The organism is Sulfitobacter sp. M368, assembly GCF_025141875.1.
GTDB classification, from domain to species: Bacteria; Pseudomonadota; Alphaproteobacteria; order Rhodobacterales; family Rhodobacteraceae; genus Sulfitobacter; species Sulfitobacter mediterraneus_A.
In genome coordinates this window covers 1,858,845-1,878,652 of the sequence record NZ_CP081113.1, presented here as the reverse complement: position 1 = coordinate 1,878,652, position 19,808 = coordinate 1,858,845, and the positions used below count along the sequence as shown (strand labels likewise).

General features: G+C 57.8%; 15 protein-coding genes. 10 read left to right on the top strand and 5 right to left on the bottom strand.

Annotation, left to right across the window (positions count from 1 at the left end; all coding sequences use genetic code 11):
• Nucleotides 1-14 precede the first annotated feature (14 nt).
• On the bottom strand, nt 15-1,655 hold the full coding sequence (locus K3754_RS09390) for a murein L,D-transpeptidase (RefSeq protein WP_409202375.1): 1,641 nt from the start codon (nt 1,653-1,655) through the stop codon (nt 15-17).
• Nucleotides 1,656-1,962: 307 nt separating this feature from the next.
• Here K3754_RS09390 and K3754_RS09385 point away from each other — a divergent pair, with 307 nt between their 5' ends.
• Entirely contained in the window at nt 1,963-2,508 is a 546-nt protein-coding gene (locus K3754_RS09385; protein WP_203211285.1) for a DUF882 domain-containing protein, read from the top strand.
• 61 nt (nt 2,509-2,569) lie between these two features.
• Here K3754_RS09385 and K3754_RS09380 read toward each other — a convergent pair whose 3' ends face one another.
• Both K3754_RS09380 and K3754_RS09375 read right to left on the bottom strand, forming a co-directional pair.
• Nucleotides 2,570-3,763 carry an NnrS family protein gene (locus tag K3754_RS09380; protein WP_259943100.1) on the bottom strand — a complete coding sequence of 398 codons (1,194 nt, stop codon included), beginning with the start codon at nt 3,761-3,763 and terminating at the stop codon, nt 2,570-2,572.
• Between the two features lie 84 nt (nt 3,764-3,847).
• Nucleotides 3,848-4,507: a TetR/AcrR family transcriptional regulator gene (locus K3754_RS09375; protein WP_259943097.1), complete on the bottom strand. Its 660-nt coding sequence runs from the start codon at nt 4,505-4,507 to the stop codon at nt 3,848-3,850.
• A gap of 71 nt (nt 4,508-4,578) precedes the next feature.
• Between K3754_RS09375 and K3754_RS09370 the strand changes: the two genes are divergently transcribed.
• The 4 genes from K3754_RS09370 to K3754_RS09355 are packed head-to-tail and all read left to right on the top strand — an operon-like array spanning nt 4,579 to nt 8,508.
• Nucleotides 4,579-5,916: an NAD(P)/FAD-dependent oxidoreductase gene (locus tag K3754_RS09370; protein WP_259943094.1), complete on the top strand. Its 1,338-nt coding sequence runs from the start codon at nt 4,579-4,581 to the stop codon at nt 5,914-5,916.
• Complete coding sequence (locus tag K3754_RS09365; protein ID WP_259943092.1) at nt 5,913-6,815, top strand: bile acid:sodium symporter family protein; 903 nt, start codon at nt 5,913-5,915, stop codon at nt 6,813-6,815. The genes K3754_RS09370 and K3754_RS09365 overlap by 4 nt, the downstream gene beginning before the upstream one ends.
• Nucleotides 6,812-7,744: an SDR family oxidoreductase gene (locus tag K3754_RS09360; protein WP_259943089.1), complete on the top strand. Its 933-nt coding sequence runs from the start codon at nt 6,812-6,814 to the stop codon at nt 7,742-7,744. Before K3754_RS09365 ends, K3754_RS09360 begins: the two co-directional genes overlap by 4 nt.
• The gene (locus K3754_RS09355; protein ID WP_259943088.1) at nt 7,741-8,508 is read left to right on the top strand and encodes an SDR family oxidoreductase; all 768 of its coding nucleotides are present in this window, start codon (nt 7,741-7,743) and stop codon (nt 8,506-8,508) included. The genes K3754_RS09360 and K3754_RS09355 overlap by 4 nt, the downstream gene beginning before the upstream one ends.
• Here K3754_RS09355 and K3754_RS09350 read toward each other — a convergent pair whose 3' ends face one another.
• Both K3754_RS09350 and K3754_RS09345 read right to left on the bottom strand, forming a co-directional pair.
• Entirely contained in the window at nt 8,509-10,398 is a 1,890-nt protein-coding gene (locus K3754_RS09350; protein ID WP_259943087.1) for a DUF4214 domain-containing protein, read from the bottom strand.
• Nucleotides 10,399-10,562: 164 nt separating this feature from the next.
• Complete coding sequence (locus K3754_RS09345; protein WP_203211293.1) at nt 10,563-11,117, bottom strand: cupin domain-containing protein; 555 nt, start codon at nt 11,115-11,117, stop codon at nt 10,563-10,565.
• Between the two features lie 232 nt (nt 11,118-11,349).
• Between K3754_RS09345 and gabT the strand changes: the two genes are divergently transcribed.
• The 5 genes from gabT to K3754_RS09320 all read left to right on the top strand — a co-directional run bounded on the left by gabT (nt 11,350) and on the right by K3754_RS09320 (nt 19,808).
• Entirely contained in the window at nt 11,350-12,735 is a 1,386-nt protein-coding gene (gene gabT, locus K3754_RS09340) for a 4-aminobutyrate--2-oxoglutarate transaminase (RefSeq protein ID WP_259943086.1), read from the top strand.
• 836 nt (nt 12,736-13,571) lie between these two features.
• Nucleotides 13,572-14,546, top strand: coding sequence for a carbon-nitrogen hydrolase family protein (locus tag K3754_RS09335; RefSeq protein ID WP_203211295.1), 975 nt, complete (start codon nt 13,572-13,574; stop codon nt 14,544-14,546).
• Nucleotides 14,547-14,613: 67 nt separating this feature from the next.
• A complete protein-coding gene (locus K3754_RS09330) occupies nt 14,614-17,355 on the top strand; it encodes an aminotransferase class I/II-fold pyridoxal phosphate-dependent enzyme (protein ID WP_259943085.1) in 2,742 nt (913 codons plus the stop codon).
• A 14-nt stretch (nt 17,356-17,369) separates the two neighbouring features.
• Nucleotides 17,370-18,827, top strand: a complete 1,458-nt coding sequence (locus K3754_RS09325; RefSeq protein WP_203211297.1) for a biotin carboxylase — start codon at nt 17,370-17,372, stop codon at nt 18,825-18,827.
• A gap of 9 nt (nt 18,828-18,836) precedes the next feature.
• Entirely contained in the window at nt 18,837-19,808 is a 972-nt protein-coding gene (locus tag K3754_RS09320) for a C45 family autoproteolytic acyltransferase/hydolase (protein ID WP_203211298.1), read from the top strand.

Genomic DNA, 19,808 nt, shown 5'->3' with positions numbered 1-19,808 from the left:
TGTTGCAGGCAGAATTACCCCTGAACGCCGCCCAAGACCACCCCTGCCTTGGCCAGAGCGGCCCAGATCCGCGCATCACGCCCGTAGATATCGGCGCGGTATTCGGTGTGGCCCCGCGCATTGGTCACGGCAGTGCGGTAGATCAGATGCACAGGGACCGGCTCTTGCAACACGATCTTGGTCTCCTTGCCGGAATTCAGCGCCGCCTTGAATGTGCCTTGAGGGTCGTCGGATTGTTTGGCCAGCAGCGCATAGGCAAAATCGAACGGATCGGCCAGACGCACACATCCGTGACTGAAGGCACGAATATCGCGGGCAAAGAGGCTCTTGGCCGGCGTGTCGTGCAGATAGATGTTGTGCTTGTTGGGGAACATGAACTTGACCAGACCCAAGGCATTGCTGCGGCTTGGCGGCTGCCGCATGGCAAAGGGGAAGGTCCGTTCCGTATATTGGCTAAAGTTCGCGGCGCTGCGATTGACCACCCGGCCCCGGCTGTCGGTGATCTCGATATGGCGCACCGCGTTTGGATTGCGCTTGAGCTGCGGCAGATATTCCTTGGTGACGATCGAACGCGGCACATACCAGCTTGGATTGACGATCATATGTTCCATCACATCGGAAAACTCCGGCGTGGGGCGATCCTGGGATACTGCGCCGACCACAGACCGGGTGCGGAAGGTCACCTTGCCATCGTCGATAATCTTGGCGGAAAAATCGGGGATATTCACAAGAATATGACGCTTGCCGCGATCCGTGTTGAACCAGCGTTCCCGCTCCATCGCCACCAGAACCGATTGCAGGCGTTTTTCCACACCAACGTTGATCTGCTGCATGGTGGCGGCACCGGCCACACCGTCCGCGTTCAACCCGTGATCCACCTGAAACTGCTGCACCGCCGCCTGCAGTGCGTCGTCATATGTGACGGTGTTGGAACGTGTCAGATAATCCATCGCGATCAAACGGTTGCGCAGCGCAATGACTGCATTACCTGAAGCGCCGGGCTTGAGCGAATTGGCCGGCACACGCGGCCCCCAGCCGCCCTGCTGCAACAGCCGTTCCATCGTGACCTTTTCTTTGATCAGCGCATTGTATTCCATGCTGCGCGGCGGCAAAGACCGGAAGAATGCCGCCGGTTTTGCTTCGGCCAGACCTGTCAGATAGGCGCTGCGGTCGCGGTAGGGAATGTCGCGCACAATGCGGCTGTCAACGCGATTGGGAATCAACATACCGGTCTGCACATCGCGGGCATATTTCAGGAACAATTTGCTGAGCTCGACCTCGGCGATACCGCGGTCCCGCGGGGTCTTGGCCGACCGCAACAGATCCATCAGCCCTTGTGGATCATAACGCGCCACCGGCAATCCGTGATCATCGGCGTTTTCAATGGCGTGCAAAAGCGCGGCACGGCGGGCGCGATCCGCCTCGCCCGCGCCGGTCCAGATCGGTGTATATCCGTTGGTCCGGTAAAAACTGGCAATGTCCTGATCACGGGCGGCGGTTTCTGCAACCGCCTGTTTGAATGCTGTCACCTGCGCAAAAGCCGGTTGCGGCGCTGTCATGGTGACACCAAGGCCAATTGTCACCGTGACTGCCAGTAAACCCCGGCGCAAAAAGGAATCGCGCATCATCATTATCCCCGAAAAACCAATAAACATCCTGTTCTTGTCGGAAATGCGCCAACGTCTGTCCATTCACAAAACCGCAAGGACTTAAACAAGCCTTAACCTGATGCTTAAAAAACACCCGTTTTCCCGGATCTTGCAGCGGTGTTCGATCGTTTTTGGCAGAAATTCGCCTAAAAAAGCAGTGGCATGGAACCAAAAGGATTCAGCACTTGGTTCATGATTCCCGCTATGCCATACACTTGAGGCATCTGGGGGACAGATGAACGGCCTATGTAACATCATGGCCACAGGCAGACGACGGGACAGAAGACTTATGGCAGGCAATAGCACTTCGGGCATGACCCGGCGCGCCGTTTTGGGCGCTTTCGCCGCAACCACACTGACCGCGGCACCCACTTTCTCCAATGCAGCAGGCTTTCTGCGCGGCGCAGGCGATATCCGCCGCATCCGCATGTATTCCGGCCGCACCGGCGAACGCATCGACATGATCTATTGGATCGAAGGCCAGTACATCAAAGATGCCGTGAAAGAAGTGAACTACTTCATGCGGGACTGGCGCACCGATGGTGTCAAGAGCATCGATCTGCGCACCGTTGATATCATGGCCGCCTCGCACAATTTGCTGGACGTGAACGAACCCTATATGTTGCTGTCCGGCTATCGCAGCCCGAAGACCAACGCGATGTTGCGGTCCCGGTCACGCGGCGTTGCCAAGAATTCGCTGCACATGCGCGGCCAGGCGGCGGATCTGCGGTTGTCGACCCGCTCCGTACACCAGATGGCCCGTGCGGCGACCGCCTGTCAGGGCGGCGGCGTTGGCCGCTACTCCGGATCCAACTTTGTGCATATGGATTGCGGTATTGTACGGACATGGGGCGGCTAAGCCCCAGCGACATCCGTTGATCATGAGGCGCCTGTTAGGGCGCCTTTTTTGTGTGTACTCCTCAGGCTTGATCTGCCCGAGGCCGGATCATCATGGCACCATAGGACAGGGCAAACCCGCCAAAGGCAATAATCCAGGCACCGCCCGAGATCCCATGCAAAAGCCCCTGCTGCTCTGGCCAGTTGCCCGCAACCCACCGCAGCAGGACGGACATCACGATTGCCGCATAGATCAACACCGTCACCGGATCACTGATCAAAGCACGGCCCGAATGCCCCAACGAGGCACGGGTCATCACCGCAAGGGTCATCACCCCAAGCGCCCCGGCCATCCAAAGATGCTGCGCCGCTGCGCCATCTCCGATGCCCAGGATACCAAGCCCGATCGCCAATGCCCCAAACGGCACAAATGCGTAGCCGAGATGCAAAATGGCGACCAAGGGTTCCGCCATTGCATGCCGCCCAGCCCATCGGCCAAGGCGGATCAGGTGCAACACCCCCGCCACCACCAAAAGCCCACCCGACAACACCAGTTGCGGCGCAGCCAGCCAACTGACCATGGCCGCCAACAGGACCAGCAATGCAATCTTGTCAAACCCAGCCATCACCGGCGCGGGCAACATGTCGCTGCCTTGCTTGACCAACCAGTTGCGGGTGAAGGCCGGCACAATCCGCCCGCCGATCACTGCCACCATCATCACCGCGGCGCTGATGCCGATCCGCAACCCGATCCCCTGCGCCGCGTAACCGCCGCCAGCCGCCTCAAGATGAAAGACGGCATTGCCGCCGAGAAAGGCCAGCAGCATCGCGACCACAATCAGATTGCGCCAGTTCTTTCCCGCGATAATTTCGCGCAGCAGCCAGAACAGCATCGCTGTCAGAAAGGCCAGATCAAGCGTCGCCACCAAGGCGGCAGGCCACCACAGCGCGGTGAACACCGCCAGCCGTCCCAGAACCCACAACAAAACCAATAAGAACAATGGCAAACCGGATAGCGCCGCGCGGCCTGTCCAATTGGGCACCGCGGTCAGCAGAAACCCTGCGATAACGGCACTGAGATAGCCGAACAGAAAGGCATGCGCATGCCATGACACCGGATCAAATCGCAGGGGAAGCGTCAGAACATCAAACATCTGCGCCAACCAAAGCGCCATAACAAGCAAAGCCCAAAGCGCCGCGCCCAGAAAAAACGGACGGAAGCCAAGGGAAAAGAACACCGCCATCGAAGAACGGGTATCAGAGGTGGTATCGGTCATGCGCATGCCTTTGATCGCTGTTGCGGTATATTCACCCCCCAACAGAGATTGTCAGTGATCTGGATCAACTCAGAAGGCAGATGGTTACCCCTGCGCCGCCTGCCGAAATCCGGCTTCGCTGAAATCTGTAAAGACCTGGACCAGATCAACCATGTCTTGGCCCTGCCCCGACAGATCGTCTATCCGCCAGCGCGAAGCACAAAGCGACAGCATACCGGACACCATATAGACCAAGGCTGCCGCCAGACGCGCCTGCGAAGCACCGGGCAAAACCTGCGCAAAGGCGGTCAGGAAAACCTTGGCCGTGGGGTCAAAATGCTGGCTGGCAATGGCCCGCCACCGGTCATCGGCGGACACATATGCAATCAACCGCCCGTAAGCCAGCCATCCGGGATCACCACCCAGAACACGGTCCAGAAACGGATGGGTGAAGCAACAGATCACCCCGCGCAGTGTTATCGGGCCCGTGGCCTGCAACGCCTCCAACGCGGCGGTTCTGGCATTTGACAGAGCCTCCGCACGCCGGGCGACGACTGCGGCAAACAAGGCCTCCTTCGATCCGCCATGATGATGTACCAACGCGCCCTGCACTTCGGCCAATGCGGCAATGTCCCGGATGGTTGCTGCGTCGAACCCATGCGCTGCAAAAACCTGCTCTGCGGCGTCAAAAATGCGCGCGCGGGTCTCAAGCGAACGTTGACTGGGCGCTCTTTGCCGTTGTTTTTGCTGGTTTAATGCATTCATTTCAAAATTATCTTGCCTTATTTTGAACGCTTATTCAATCTAATTCAAATTTCAAGGCAAGGACGCACCACATGCCACAGGAAACATCCCCCTTTGGGGGGACGGAAAAATTTGCGCTGATTGGCGCGGGCCCAATGGGCCTTGCCGCAGCGAAAGTCATGACGGAACAGGGCGTTCCGTTTCAGGGGTTCGAGCTACACTCTGATGTGGGCGGGCTGTGGGACATCGATGCACCCCGGTCCACCATGTATGAAACCGCGCATTTGATCTCGTCCAAGACCATGACGGAGTTTGCCGATTTCCCAATGCGTGAAGATGTGGCGGAATATCCTTCTCACTCGGAGTTGAAACGGTATTTTCAAGACTTTGCAAAGCATTACGACCTATACGCAAAGTATCACTTTAACGCCGAAGTTCTTTCAACCGAACCCCTTGGGGAGGCCGGCGCAGGTTGGCGCGTCACCTGGCGCGATGCGCAGGGCAATGAGCAATCGGAAGTTTTTGCCGGTGTCATGATCGCCAATGGCACCCTGTCCGAGCCGAACATCCCCACCTTCAAGGGGCAGTTCGACGGCGAGTTGATCCACGCCGCCAACTACCGTGTTCCGCATCAATTCACCGGAAAACGGGTTCTGATTGTCGGGGCGGGCAACTCCGGCTGTGACATCGCGGTGGATGCCATTCACCACGGCAAAAGCTGCGATATCTCGATGCGGCGCGGCTATTACTTTGTGCCCAAATACGTCTTTGGCAAACCTGCCGATACCATGGGCGGGATGATCAAGTTGCCGATGTGGCTGAAACGCAAGGTCGACGGGATGATCCTGAAATGGTTTGTCGGAGATCCGCAGAAATACGGCTTTCCCAAACCCGATTATGCGCTTTACGAAAGCCATCCCGTGGTCAACTCTCTGATCCTTTTTCACGCCGGGCATGGCGATTTGAAAGTGCGGCCCGACATCGATCATCTGGACGGCAAAACGGTGCATTTCACCGATGGCACCCAGGCCGATTATGACATGATCCTGACCGCGACAGGTTATCGCCTGCACTATCCATTTATCGACAACGCGTTGCTCAACTGGCAGGGCGATGCGCCGCATCTGTTTTTGAACGCCATGCATCCGGACCGTGACGATCTGTTTGTTCTGGGCATGGTCGAGGCCTCTGGTCTGGGTTGGCAAGGCCGGCATGAACAAGCCGAAATGGTTGTCCGCTACATCAAGGGCCTGCGCGAGGGGCGCGCCGCCGCCAAGACACTTCAGGCCGAAAAGAGAAGCGGTTTCAAACGGATGACAGGCGGCACCAGGTATCTCAAACTGCCGCGTATGGCCTATTACGTGGACAAGGCGACCTACCGCAAGGCCGTGACCAACTGGATTGGCGCATTGGGAGGCACCAGCAAATGACGGATCTTGACGACATAATGCTGAACTTCAGCCCCGCCAGCCTGACCTTGCTGAACGCCATTCTGGCGATTGTGATGTTCTCGGTCGCACTGGATCTCAAGGGCGACGATTTCAAACGCTTGATGCGCACGCCCAAGCCTGTCGTGACCGGGCTGATTTCACAGTTTGTGGTCCTGCCGGTGCTGACATTCCTTTTGGTGCTTGCCATGCAGCCGCGCGCCTCCATTGCGCTTGGTCTGATCCTTGTGGCGGCCTGTCCGGGGGGCAATATCTCAAACTTCATCTCGCACCGTGCGGGCGGCAATGCAGCATTGTCAGTTTCGATGACGGGCTTTGCCACGGTGGGGGCGATCCTGCTGACCCCGCTGAACATCGCCTTCTGGGGCAATCTCTATGAACCAAGCCGCGCCATCTTGCAGGCCACGGCCATTGATCCATGGCAGATCGCGCTGACGGTGACGTTGATGTTGATCCTGCCGCTGATTTTGGGTGTCCTTTTGAACCGCAACAAGCCAGCACTGGCCGACCGCATTCGCCGGCCCCTGCAGAACCTGTCGATGTTGATCTTTGTGGCCTTTATCGTGCTGGCGCTCGCTGCAAATTGGGCGTTCTTTCTGGGCTATGCCCATTACGTTGCCCTCCTCGTTGTCGTGCACAACGCATTGGCCCTGGCAGGCGGATACGGCACCGCCACGCTGGCGGGGTTGTCGCCCTATGACCGCCGCGCCGTGACGATTGAAACCGGCATTCAGAACTCCGGCCTTGGTCTGGTCTTGATCTTTGGCTTTTTCGGGGGGCTGGGCGGTATGGCCGTTGTCGCGGCCTTCTGGGGCATCTGGCATGCGATCTCCGGCCTTGCCTTGGCCAAGGTCATGTCGCGCAGCGAAGCCGCGCGATGACGCGCATTCTAATTACAGGCGCCGCGGGGGCCGTGGGCCGCGCCCTGTTGGCGGAATTGGCTGGCAATGGCGAGCATGAGGTGATTGCGTCAGACCTTACCGCGCCTGCCCGTCTGCCTGATCATATCCGATTTTGCCCCTTGGATGTGCGCGGCATGGATCCAGACACAGTCATCAAAACCCATAGACCCGAGGTGGTTATTCATCTGGCCTCCATCGTCGGGCAGACAACCCGCGAGTTTGCCTATTCCGTGGATGTCACGGGATCGCAGAACGTGATCAATGCCTGTCTCAAATACGGCGTGCGGCGGCTGGTGGTGACCTCATCGGGGGCCGCCTATGGTTATCATCCCGATAACCCCGAATGGCTCAAGGAAACAGATGCCCTGCGCGGCAACGTCGAATTCGCCTATGCCGATCACAAACGGCAGGTCGAGGAGATGCTGGCCCAAACCCGCAAGGATCATCCCGCGCTGGAGCAAGTGGTTCTGCGGGTTAGCACGGTTCTTGGCGCGGGTTTGGAGAACCAGATCACCGCGCTGTTTCACAAACCCCGGCTGCTGGCTCTTATGGGCAGTGACAGCCCGTTTGTGTTCATCTGGACACGAGATCTGGCGCGTATCTTGCACCGGGCCGCCACAGACGGGCCTGCGGGTATTTTCAACGTGGCGGGCGACGGTGCCCTTGGCATTTCTGATCTGGCAGAACGGATGGGCAAGCCGGTTTTGCGCCTGCCGCCTGCCTTGCTCAAACTGGCGCTGGCGGTGGCCAAGCCGCTGAAACTGTCGCGCTACGGGCCTGAGCAGGTGCGGTTTTTGCAATATCGGCCTGTCCTGGACAACACTGCCCTGAAATCGGAATTTGGCTACTTGCCGGAACTCAGCAGCGCGGAGACCTTTGACCTATGGCGCAAGGCGGCCGGATTATGACACAGAAAACCGCGATCATCACAGGCGGCGCAGGCGGGCTGGGCCTTGCCTTGGACAATGCGTTGCGCGGCCGGGGGTGGCAAACGATCCTGGTGGATCTGCCCGGCCCGGCTTTGGACGGCTTGGACGTGATCGAGGGCCGCCGCGCCCTGCCCTGTGATCTGACCAAAAGCGCGGAACTTTCAGCCCTATGCGCCCAAATTCGAAGGCGCAGCCCTTCGGTTGATCTGGTGATCTACAACGCCGGTGTGACCCACATCGGCCCCTGTGCGGAATTGACCGAAGACACACATAGAAAAGTCTTTGACATCAATTACTTTGCCGCAACCCGCATGGCGCAGGAGCTGCAATCCGACCTGCGCAAGGCCAAGGGCACACACCTGGCGATTTCCTCTGTAGCCGGGTTTTCGCCACTGCTGCACCGCACCGCCTATGCGGCCAGCAAACATGCGCTTGAGGGGTTCTTTAAATCCCTGCGGGCAGAAGAAGCACCCCATGACGTGCGCGTGGTGATCGCCGCGCCAAGTTTTGTTGCGACCAATCTTGGCAATGCGCAGGTGCAAGACAATGGCATCGCCCGCCCCGGATCGGCCACCGATGGTGTGGATTACATGAGCCCTGATGATGCTGCAGCGGTGATCTTGCGGGGGCTTGAGCGGGGCAAACCCTTCATCCCCGTTGGCCGCATTGCGCGGCTGTCCTATCTGATCAACCGCGCCTCGCCGGCCCTGTTTGAATGGCTAATGCGCCGCAAAATGGGGTGATCAAGCGACCGAGAACGGATCATCCAGAACACCGACAAGCGGCATCAGGAAGGCCCCGTCGGTCGCATCCACCGCATCGGCAAAGAACCCGTCAATCGCGGCGACCGCCTGATCGCGGCTGGCGTCAGAGCCATCAAACAGCGCCATCGCGGCCACGGCATCGTCCACATCCGACATGCCCTTGTGCACCGCAAAATAGGCTCCGATATCAACCTTGGTGGTCAAATAGGCCTGATCGGCGGCCTGTTGATCCACAAAATCCTGGCCAAGCTCCGGCTTGGGATCTGCCCGCGCGCCGCGCAACACCTCGAGAATGAACTGATCGCGCGCGACCGCGCCCTCATCCAGCAGGCCAACCCAGAAATCAATGCCCGCCTGATCCGGTGTGCGGCCCAGAACATTGCTGTAAACCGATTGGGCAAAGGCAAGATTGGTTGTGCCACCGGGATAGGTTGCAACAAATTCATCCTGATCAATGAACAGGGTCGCCATCTGCTCTAGCGTTGAGCCATTGGCAAAGGCAGTCCCCCAGAAATGCAGGCCCACGGCATCGGGCGCCCGGTTGAAGTATGCGATGTAAAGCTCCACAAAGCTTTCCAGCTCAACCTCTGACAGGCCCGCAGGCCCGGCGAAACGCGCCAGATCAAAGGGCACTTCATAGATGTTGGTCCCAAAATCAAGAAACTCGATGTCAATCAACTGATCGACGCCATCCTCGCCTGCACGCCGATCTTCGATCGTCAGGCCATCAGGCGCAACGGTCAGGGTATAGCTGGCTTGTGCGCCACCGAAAGTCGCTGTGTCCGTGCCTTCGCCGCCATCAAGACGGTCATTCCCCGCGCCACCGGTCAGTGTATCGTCGCCGCCGTTACCAGAGATCGTGTCATTGCCCGCATCGCCCAGCAACGTGTCATCGCCAATGCCAGAGGTCATCAGATCATTGCCATCGCCGCCCTCGGCATAGAACGCCGAACTGGCGCTGACACCATCAAGGTGGTCATTGCCGCCATCCAGGAAAATGCGATCTGAATCTTCATCGTTACCAATGAAAACAAGGTCATTGCCGCCGCCGCCATGGATTTCGTCATCGCCTTGGCTGCCGGCCAACAGATCGTTTCCATCGCCGCCATAAAGGGTATCCGCGCCGATACCGCCAATCAGCGTATCGAGCCCCGCCCGTCCATAAACCAGATCGTCGCCATCACGGGCGAATACATGGTCATCCCCAGATCCGCCATCGATCTCATCCGCGCCATACAGCCCTTCAATCTCGTCATTGCCCGCACCGCCCAAAAGCGTGTCATCGCCGTGACCACCGCGCAACGTATCGTCGCCATCGCCGCCCACAAGGGAATCGTCGCCCGATCCGCCGGTCAGTGAATCGTTGCCATCCAGCCCTTCCAGCGTGTCCGCGCCATCGCCGCCCACCAGATCATCATCTTCATCGGTGCCAGTGTCATTGATCCCGGCGATAAATTCCTGTCCGTCAAATTCGAGCGAGGACACCGCACCGTTCAATGGCCCTTTGTCGTCGGCATTGGCCGCACCAACTTGCGCTGTGTCGCGATCCACATCTGCGGGAACAGCACCCTGCCCCTGCACCAAAAGACTGGCATCTTTGCTTAGGCTCATTAAACCCGCCGCATCGACAGCCACGGTCCACTGTGCGGTTTCCCCCGCCACAATCGCATCATCGGCGGCTACGGCAAAGTGTTGTCCGCCAACGAAAATGACAAACTCCAAGGTGGCAGAGTTGCTGACTTGCGCCAGCAGAATATCGTTCTGCCGCGTTCCGTCGCCAAAATCAAAAACCGTCTGTCCCGTTCCACCAATGACGGTGTCAAAACGGGCGGTCACGGACAGAGAAAAGGCACCGTTGATGTCTGGCATGTTAATGGTCGGCATGGCTGTGGTCTCTCATTTGCAAACGTGCTTGGACGGACGCTGCTGCACAAACGCAGCAACTAAGAGGCAGGAATTTGGCTAAAGCGAGGAAATCCCCGCCCCAAACAACCTAGGCGCGAATGAAAGCAAATACCAGAGACCGTTTTGCCCTAAAACGTCGGCGGAGTGCAGGCGCTGACAATCCGGCAAACGCTTTTGCCCGTGTTGCGAAACCTGTGCGGCTTGCGGCTGTCAAAGAGGTAGCCCTCGCCAACTCCCAGAACCTGCACCTGATCCTCGACGGTGATCTCGATCTCGCCCTCCATGATAATCCCGGCCTCTTCGCCCGCATGAGACAGAAACTCCGGCCCGGTATCTGCGCCGGGTGGATAGGTCTCGTCCAGCAGTTGCAAAGTATGGCTGCTGGCATTGCCGAGCTGGCGCAGCGATACGGGCGATGAGCCAAATTGCGGCGCGATTTCGGTGAAGTCTTCGGGCGCATAGAAATACTTGGGTTGCTCGGCCTCTTCGATGGTCGCGAAAAACTCCGCAATGCTCATCGGAATCGCATCCAGCAAACTTTTGAGTGAGGCCACCGAAGGGCTGGTCTTGTTTTTCTCGATCAGGGACACCGTGCCATTGGTCAGCCCCGCGCGGGCGGCAAGTTCCCGCTGAGACAACCCATGTGACTTGCGCAATGCCTGCAGCTTTTTGCCTATATCCACCCCGGTGATCCTTTGCCTGTCGCCGCTTTTCTCGTGCAAGATCAAGGTAATGCAACTCGCATCCCGCTGGAAGCCATTTCCAGCGGTTATTTTGGATCATTTGCGCCCGGTGCGGCGGCAAGAAATCCCTCTGTCTCAATCCGTATTGACAGATAAAATTAACAGCGTATGAGAATTTTAAACACCCCCGAAAGTGCTCGGTCGTGTTCCCCTTGTGACAGGAAACTCAGATATGACCACCACAACAAAGAAAAAGACCCGCAAAGCGCCTACCAAAAGCAAGGCCAACATCTCTATCGTGCCAACGGTTGAAGAAGGCAAGGTGACCAACGCAGAATTGGTGTCCCGCCGCGATGCCGCCGTGGCCCGCGGCGTGGCCTCTGCTGCACCGATCTATGCCAGCCGCGCCGAAAACTCGGAGCTGTGGGACGTGGAAGGCAACCGCTATGTCGATTTCGCGGGCGGCATTGCCGTGCTGAACACCGGCCACCGCCACCCCAAAGTGATCGCCGCCGCAAAAGCGCAAGAAGATCACTACACCCACACAAGTTTTCAGGTTGTCCCGTACGAGCCCTATGTCGCTCTGGCCGAAAAGCTGAACGCGCTGGCGCCGGGCGATCGCGCCAAGAAATCCCTACTGGTGACAACTGGCGCAGAAGCTGTTGAAAACGCGGTTAAAATCGCACGCGCCGCCACAGGCCGTCCGGGTGTGATCGCCTTTACCGGCGGGTATCATGGGCGCACGCTGCTGACGTTGGGCATGACCGGAAAAGTGTCGCCGTATAAAAAAGACGTCGGTCCCTTCCCGTCAGACATTTTCCGCGCGCCATTCCCAAGCCTGCGTGACGGCATCACTGTCGATGACGCGCTGACTGGCTTGCAGAACCTGTTCCTGACCGACGCCCAGCCAGAGCGCGTGGCCGCGATCATCATCGAGCCCGTGTTGGGCGAAGGCGGCTATACCCCTGTGCCGTTCGAGATGATGCAAGCCCTGCGCGAGATCTGCGACACTCATGGTATCTTGTTGATTGCAGACGAAATTCAGGCTGGTTTTGGCCGTACAGGCACATGGTTTGCTGTTGAACACTCCGGCGTGGTTCCGGATCTGATCACCGTCGCCAAATCCATGGCAGGCGGTTATCCGATTGCAGGCGTGATTGGCCGCGCCGAGATTATGGATGCTGTCATTCCGGGCGGTCTGGGCGGCACTTACGGCGGCAACCCCGTGGCTTGCGCTGCGGCATTGGCAGCCATCGAAGCAATCGAAGAAGAAGGCCTGCTGGCCCGCTCCACCGCGCTTGGCGAGCATTTCCGCACCCGCTTTGCCGAAATCGGTGCCCGCGTGGCCCCGTTCCGTATGTGGGACATTCGCGGTTTGGGCGCCATGCTGGCGGTTGAATTCGTGACCGATTTTGAGACCGCGACGCCGGATGCGGAGCTGACCAAATCCGTCGTGGCACATGCACTCAAGCGCGGCTTGATCCTGTTGGCTTGCGGCATGCACGGCAACGCCCTGCGGATCATGGTGCCGCTGACGGCCTCTGACGCAATCATCGACGAAGGCATCGCCATCTTCGAAGAGGCATTGGCCGCAGCAATCGCAGAGCAGAACACCTAATCTTGAACTAGAGCTACTCTGGAGGGCAGGCCATCGCGCCTGCCCTTTTTTTTTATGCACTTTGGAAACCCGCCATTTGCCTGTTTCAACGGTTCCCGCAATGTTCAATCCGGCACACACCGCCGCGGATTTGTTAGATTTCTCTGCATTTTGTTAAAAATATTAAACGAAACCGCAAATCACTCAGAAATTTGGTTGCAATACTCTTAAGCCTTCGTCAGTCTCAACGACAGCGCTTCCCTTGGCGGTCCTGCCGGAGGCGCGCAGGGAAAATCATGCTATGCCAGAGCGTTCTGACATATCGCGAGAAACAAATGGTGCTGCCTTTGGGGAGGGGCTGCGGCATTCTAGAGAATAAATGGAAACAGTCAGTTATGCCCTTGGGCCTTGCAGAATGCTTGAGGACGATCTGCTGAAAAACGAAACAGATCCGAATGAGATTTCGGCGCGAACAGATAAAAAATACTGCCGGTTCGACCTTTGATTGACTGCGCGGAAATCCGGGGAAACACGCAACTCCTCGCGGCAAAAGGTTGACTTTGGGTTTTGGCGCACTTGTTTTGGGGGGCGCATAATATGAATTCGTTAAACAAAGCGTCCGTATCAAGCGGCGAAAGGGGAAAGATCAACGTGGCAAACACAGAACCACGCGATCCTGCCATAACATCGGTCAAAATGGCGCTGCAGATGCGCGGGCTATTGCCTGCACGTGTTATCAATTGTTCAATGCGCCATTCTTCTGTTTTCGTTTCCGGCGCAAGGGCGTAGGGGATGCCTAACGCGGAGACATGGATGGCCCAGACGGGACGCCTCCGCTTTTACGGAGCAGTAAGACTATGACCCCTTTCGCAATTGCTGGCGTACAGATGTACGTCAACGCCCTGCAACCCAACGTCGATGGCATGTTGCATCGCCTCGACATTCTGATGATGCGCTTTCCCTGGACACAGATGGTGCTGTTCAGCGAACTTGCACCTTTTGGCCCGCTTGAGAAGTTCAAGCTGCCGCAACAGAACGAAGTGATCGACAAATTCTGCGAGGCGGCGCGGCGTCACAAGGTCTGGCTGATCCCCGGCTCGATGTTCCTGACCCATCCCGAGGATGGCCGCGTTTACAACACATCGCTGGTGATCAACCCGGACGGCGAAGTGATCCGCCGCTACGCCAAGATGTTCCCGTTCCTGCCCTATGAGGCAGGCATCGCGGCGGGTACGGATTTTTGCGTGTTTGATGTGCCCGATGTGGGCCGGTTTGGCCTGTCGATCTGTTATGATATGTGGTTCCCCGAAACCACGCGGCAACTGACATCGCAAGGGGTTGAGGTGCTGTTGCATCCGGTGCTGACAGGCACAACCGACCGCGACGCCGAACTGGCCATCGCCCGCGCCACGGCGGCGCAATTCCAGTGTTATGTCATTGACGTCAATGGCTTGGGCGCAGGTGGTGTGGGCAAATCACTGGTTGTCGATCCCACATCATTGGTGCTGCACCAATCTGCAGGCCAAGAGGATATGTTCCCCATCGAGGTGGATCTGTCCATGGTGCGACGCCAGCGCGAAACTGGCATGAAGGGTCTGGGGCAAGTGCTCAAAAGCTTCCGCGACAGATCCACCGATTTTTCCGTCTACGACCGCAGCAGCGGCGTGGACAGCTATCTCAGCTCTCTGGGGCCACTTGAGGTGCCACAGCAAGGCTCTCGTGCAGGGTTGCATGTGGACGTCCCGGCGAACGCAGAGGCAGAGAAACTGGAACGCGGACCTCACATGGGGTTCGGGATTTCGCCCGCTTTGGGCAAAACGTCAGGCGGCTGAAACACAACGATTGCGGCAACTTAACCGCGGACCCATCGTGTTTCAGCCTTTTTGAGGAGGATGAACGATGGATTCTGTCAGCGAGTATTATTCCGCAACCCAATTGCGTGCTGATAGGTGGAGCGCCCTGCGCGAAGCCGCCGCGTCGCTGTCCCGAGAGACCGCGGCGAAAAAGGCGGCTGCGCTCAAGGTGCGCATCGGGGATCTGTTCGAATCTCTGGCCTTGATCGAACCCTATTGGGCGTTTCCCGGCATGGCCGCATTTGACCACATGCGCCGCAATTTTGAGCATGGGAATTTTGAGGATTTATCCTTTACCATCAGCCGCGTCACCCGTGCCCTGACCACTGGCGCCTATCGGCGGCGCAGCATCCCGCTTGACCGGGACACCACCGATGATGACGAACACAACGACGAGGCCATGCTGTCGCCCGAGGCCCGCGCCATGGCCCGCCCTTATTTCGAGGTGCTGATCGTCGACAGCGTCAATGATCAACAGGAACGCTGGCTGAAAAGCAACGTCGCCCGCATGCGCCGCCCCGAAGATCCGTTTCATTACGAGGCCGTTGTGGTGCCCAGCCTTGAGGACGCGCTGATTGCGGTGCTGTTCAATCACAACATTCAAGCGATTGTGGTGCGCCCCGGATTGGTGCTGAAATCCAAGAACGACAATGAAATATTGTCAAAATACGTCACCAACGCCAGCGATTCAGATGCCATCGAAGCAATGCTGCCCGAAGACTATGGGCCGGAACTATGCCGCCTCATCGCCCGTGTCCGCCCGGAATTGGACGCTTATCTGGTCACGGATCGGTCAGTAGAGGATATCGCGGGGCTGGATCTGGGGATCTGTCGGCGGGTGTTCTACAACCAAGAAGACTTTATGGAGCTGCACCTGAACATCCTGCGCGGTGTGGCGGCGCGTAACAAGACCCCGTTCTTCACGGCGCTGGTGGAATATTCCAAGCAGCCCACCGGCGTTTTTCACGCGATGCCAATCAGCCGCGGCAAATCCATCAGCCGGTCTCATTGGATTCAGGATATGGGCGCTTTCTACGGGCCCAACATCTTTTTGGCCGAAACATCCGCCACCTCCGGCGGTCTCGACAGCCTGCTGGAGCCGCAAGGCCCGATCAAAGAGGCGCAGGAACTGGCCAGCCGCGCCTTCGGGTCCAAACAGACCTTCTTTGCCACCAACGGCACCTCGACCTGTAACAAGATCGTCGTGCAGGCACTGGTGCGGCCAGGTGACATCGTGCTGGTGGACCGTGATTGCCATAAATCGCACCACTACGGCATGGTTCTGGCCGGGGCCGAGGTGGTCTATCTCGACAGCTATCCGCTGAACAAATATTCGATGTATGGCGCGGTGCCGCTCAAGGAAATCAAGCATCAATTGCTGGCGCTTAAGGCCGCAGGCAAGCTTGACCGCGTGCGGATGCTTTTGCTGACCAACTGCACCTTTGACGGTTTGGTTTATAACGTTGAACGGGTGATGGAAGAATGCCTTGCCATCAAACCAGACCTGGTCTTCCTGTGGGATGAGGCGTGGTTTGCCTTTGCCCGCTTCAGCCCGACCTATCGCCAGCGGACCGGCATGCGCACCGCCAACAACCTGCGCAAAAGGTTGCGCACGGAGGACCACAAGCGCGCCTATGAGGCCCAGCAAGAGACCTTGGTGGACGCCAGTGACGAGACCCTGATCGAGACCCGTTTGATTGCCCCGCCGGAGGCGCGGATCAGGGTCTATGCCACGCAATCCACCCACAAGACGCTGACCTCGCTGCGGCAAGGGTCGATGATCCACGTGAACGATCAGGATTTCAAAGGCGAAGTCGAACAAAGCTTCCACGAAGCCTATATGACCCACACTTCCACCTCGCCCAATTACCAGATCATCGCCTCGCTTGATGTAGGGCGCAGGCAGGTCGAGCTGGAAGGGTTCGAGTTTGTCCAACGCCAGATCGAGGCGGCTATGGCGATGCGCAAAGCCGTCAGCAGTCATCCGCTTTTGCAAAAGTATTTCAAGGTCTTGACCGCCGGCGACATGATCCCCGAGCGATATCGCCAAAGCGGGGTCACCAGTTATTTCGATAACGAACAAGGCTGGACCGACATGTGGGATTGTTGGGAACAGGATGATTTTGTCCTCGACGCCACCCGTGTGACACTGGCCGTGGGCGGCACTGGCTGGGACGGTGACACGTTCAAGACCCAGATTTTGATGGATAAATACGGCATCCAGATCAACAAGACCTCGCGCAACACCGTGCTGTTTATGACAAACATCGGCACAACGCGATCCTCGGTGGCCTATCTGATCGAGGTGCTGGTCGAGATCGCCAATGAACTGGACGAGCTGTTGGATGACGCCTCCAAGATGGAGCGGTTGTCCTTTGACAGACGGGTGAAAAACCTAACGGAAAACTATCCGCCTCTGCCAGATTTCAGCCGCTTCCACGATGCCTTCCGCCCTGATGATCTGACGCCCGAAGGCGACATCCGCACCGCCTATTACCTCAGTTATGACGAGAAAAATTGCGACTATCTGGAATTGGACGGATCGCTCAAAGAGGCCTTGGAAGCCGATCAAGAAGTCGTCTCGGCCAGTTTCATCATTCCCTACCCGCCCGGATTTCCGATCCTGGTGCCAGGGCAGGTTGTCAGCCGCGAGATTCTCGAATTCATGCTTGCGCTCGACGTTAACGAAATTCACGGATACCGCGCCGATCTTGGCCTGCGCGTATTCACACCAGAGGCTCTGGCCGCCTTGCCCAAGGCCAAATCAATCACAACAGCCGCCGAATAAGAAAAGGACACAAGATGCCAACAGTGCTCAAGAATATTTCCGAAATCCGCCGGTTCTTTCATCGCAATGAAGATCCGATCTATTTCATTTCGGCGACCAACTTTAACCTTCTTGGCCTCGACGAATGGGTCAAGAATTTCAAATACATCTGCTACATCGACTGTTATGGCGGCAAGCATCCGAATGTGTTCTGCCCCTCCGAACAGCCCCATGCGGAGTTTCAGTCCATTGAGGACATCAACAACTACCTGCTGCAACACAAAGAGGTCATTGATTTCATCAAACGTCGGGGCGGCAAGCCCAAGTTTGTGTTCTTGATGTTTGATGAGGAAACCGAACGTCTGTCCAAGGAGTTGGGCGCGGATGTGTGGTTCCCCAAGGCCAAGCTGCGCACCAATATGGACAACAAGATCGAAACCGTTCGGATCGGCAACAAGGCCGGCGTGCCATCGGTGCCGAATGTGTTGGCCGAGGTTAAGGACTACGAGGATCTGAGAAAAACCTGTGAAAAGGCCGGGATCGGGCATGATCTGGTGCTGCAATCGGCCTTTGGTGACAGCGGCCACACCACGTTCTTTATCAAATCCGAGGCTGATTTCCGCCGCCATGAACATGAGATCGTCGGCGAAGGCGAGATCAAGATCATGAAGCGGATCGATTGCCGCGGCTCGGCCATCGAAGGCTGTGCCACCAAGGAAGGCACAATCGTTGGCCCGCTGATGACCGAACTGGTTGGGTTCAATGAATTGACCCCCTATCGCGGCGGTTGGTGCGGCAATGAGATCCTCTCAACGGCCTTCCCGCCCAAAGTGCGTCAGAAGGCGCGCGAGCTGACCTTCAAGTTTGGTGAGCAATTGCGCAAGGAAGGCTACCGCGGCTACTTTGAACTGGATTTTCTGATCGACAAGAAAACCGGCGATATCTGGCTGGGTGAGCTGAACCCGCGTATCACGGGCGCCTCTTCGATGACCAACCATGCGGCCTTTGCCCATGCCGATGCGCCACTGTTCCTGTTCCACCTGCTTGAATTCTCAAAAAAGAAATTCCAACTCGACGTGGATGAGCTGAACGCCCGCTGGGCCGATTCCGCCAATATCGACAGCTGGTCACAGATGGTGATCAAACACACCGATGACAGTGTCGACATCTGCACCGCATCGCCAGAAACCGGCATTTACAAGATGTTAGAGGACGGAAGTGTGGTATATGACCGCTTTGATTATCACCGCCGCGCCGTCGAAAGCGAGAACGAAGCCTTCTTCTTGCGTATCCTGCAACCGGGTGATTACCGCTATGAAGGAGCCGATATTGGTATCCTTGTGACGCGAGGTCGTTCTATGACCAAGAATTTCCAGTTGAATGAACGCGCCAAGAAATGGATACACGGCATCAAGAAAACGGTCGATGGCAAGCCGTTGCCCGTTGCCAACGCTGGTCCGGCCCTCGCAGACCCGGCGTTCAAAATCCTGTAAGGACTGCCTATGCACTGGCGCGCACTCAGCGAAGACATGCCCGGCCCCAAGTGGGCCGGGCTTTTTGCGGAATACTGGCCCGATTACCGGCGCTGGTGGCTCAAGGAGGGCGACAGCGCCCGCCCCAGCTATCTGGAAAGCAAACGCGCTCTCAAAGAACACATGCCCGAGATTGTCCCGCTTTATGACAATCTGTGTGATCTGGCAGGCGGCGGCGATCAGGCGGCGCGCTTCCTCAGCTTTTATTGCCCGCCCCCCTATCTGTCAGGCTGTTCCCAAGCGATCTGGACAGGTGAAGAGCCGGTTCTGGTGCGCAACTACGACTATAACCCCAATGCCTTTGACAGCCTGATCCTGCACACCGGATGGCAGGGTCGCCGCGTCATGGGCACCTCCGACGGGCTTTGGGGCATGGTGGATGGTATGAACGATGCCGGGCTTGCGATCTCGCTGACCTTTGGCGGGCGGCGGGTGGTTGGCACCGGCTTTGGTGTCCCGCTGATCCTGCGCTATGTGCTGCAAACCTGTGCAACCGCCGAAGAGGCAGGCGCGGTTCTGGCCCGCGTGCCCACGCATATGAGCTACAATGTCACCGTTCTGGATGCCAAACGTCACTACCTGACCGCGATGATGGCCCCGGACCGCCCGACTGTGATCACCCACGCCGCCGTGGCGACGAACCATCAGGAAAGCGTCGAATGGGTCAGCCATGCAAGATTCACCGCAACGGTCGAACGCGAAAGGTTCCTGTTGCAGCGTCTGACCCTGCACCGCGATCCCGAAGACAAATTTATCAATGCCTTCCTGCGGCCGCCGCTGTATTCGACGGCTTTTGATGCTGGCTTTGGCACGCTTTATACTGCGGTCTACCGCCCACGGTTGCAGCAGATGGAGGTCCGCTGGCCCGGCACGGTCTGGCCAATGCACATGGACGCCTTTCAAGAGGGCGGACGCCGGGTCCAGATCCCCGGCGCGGCCTGA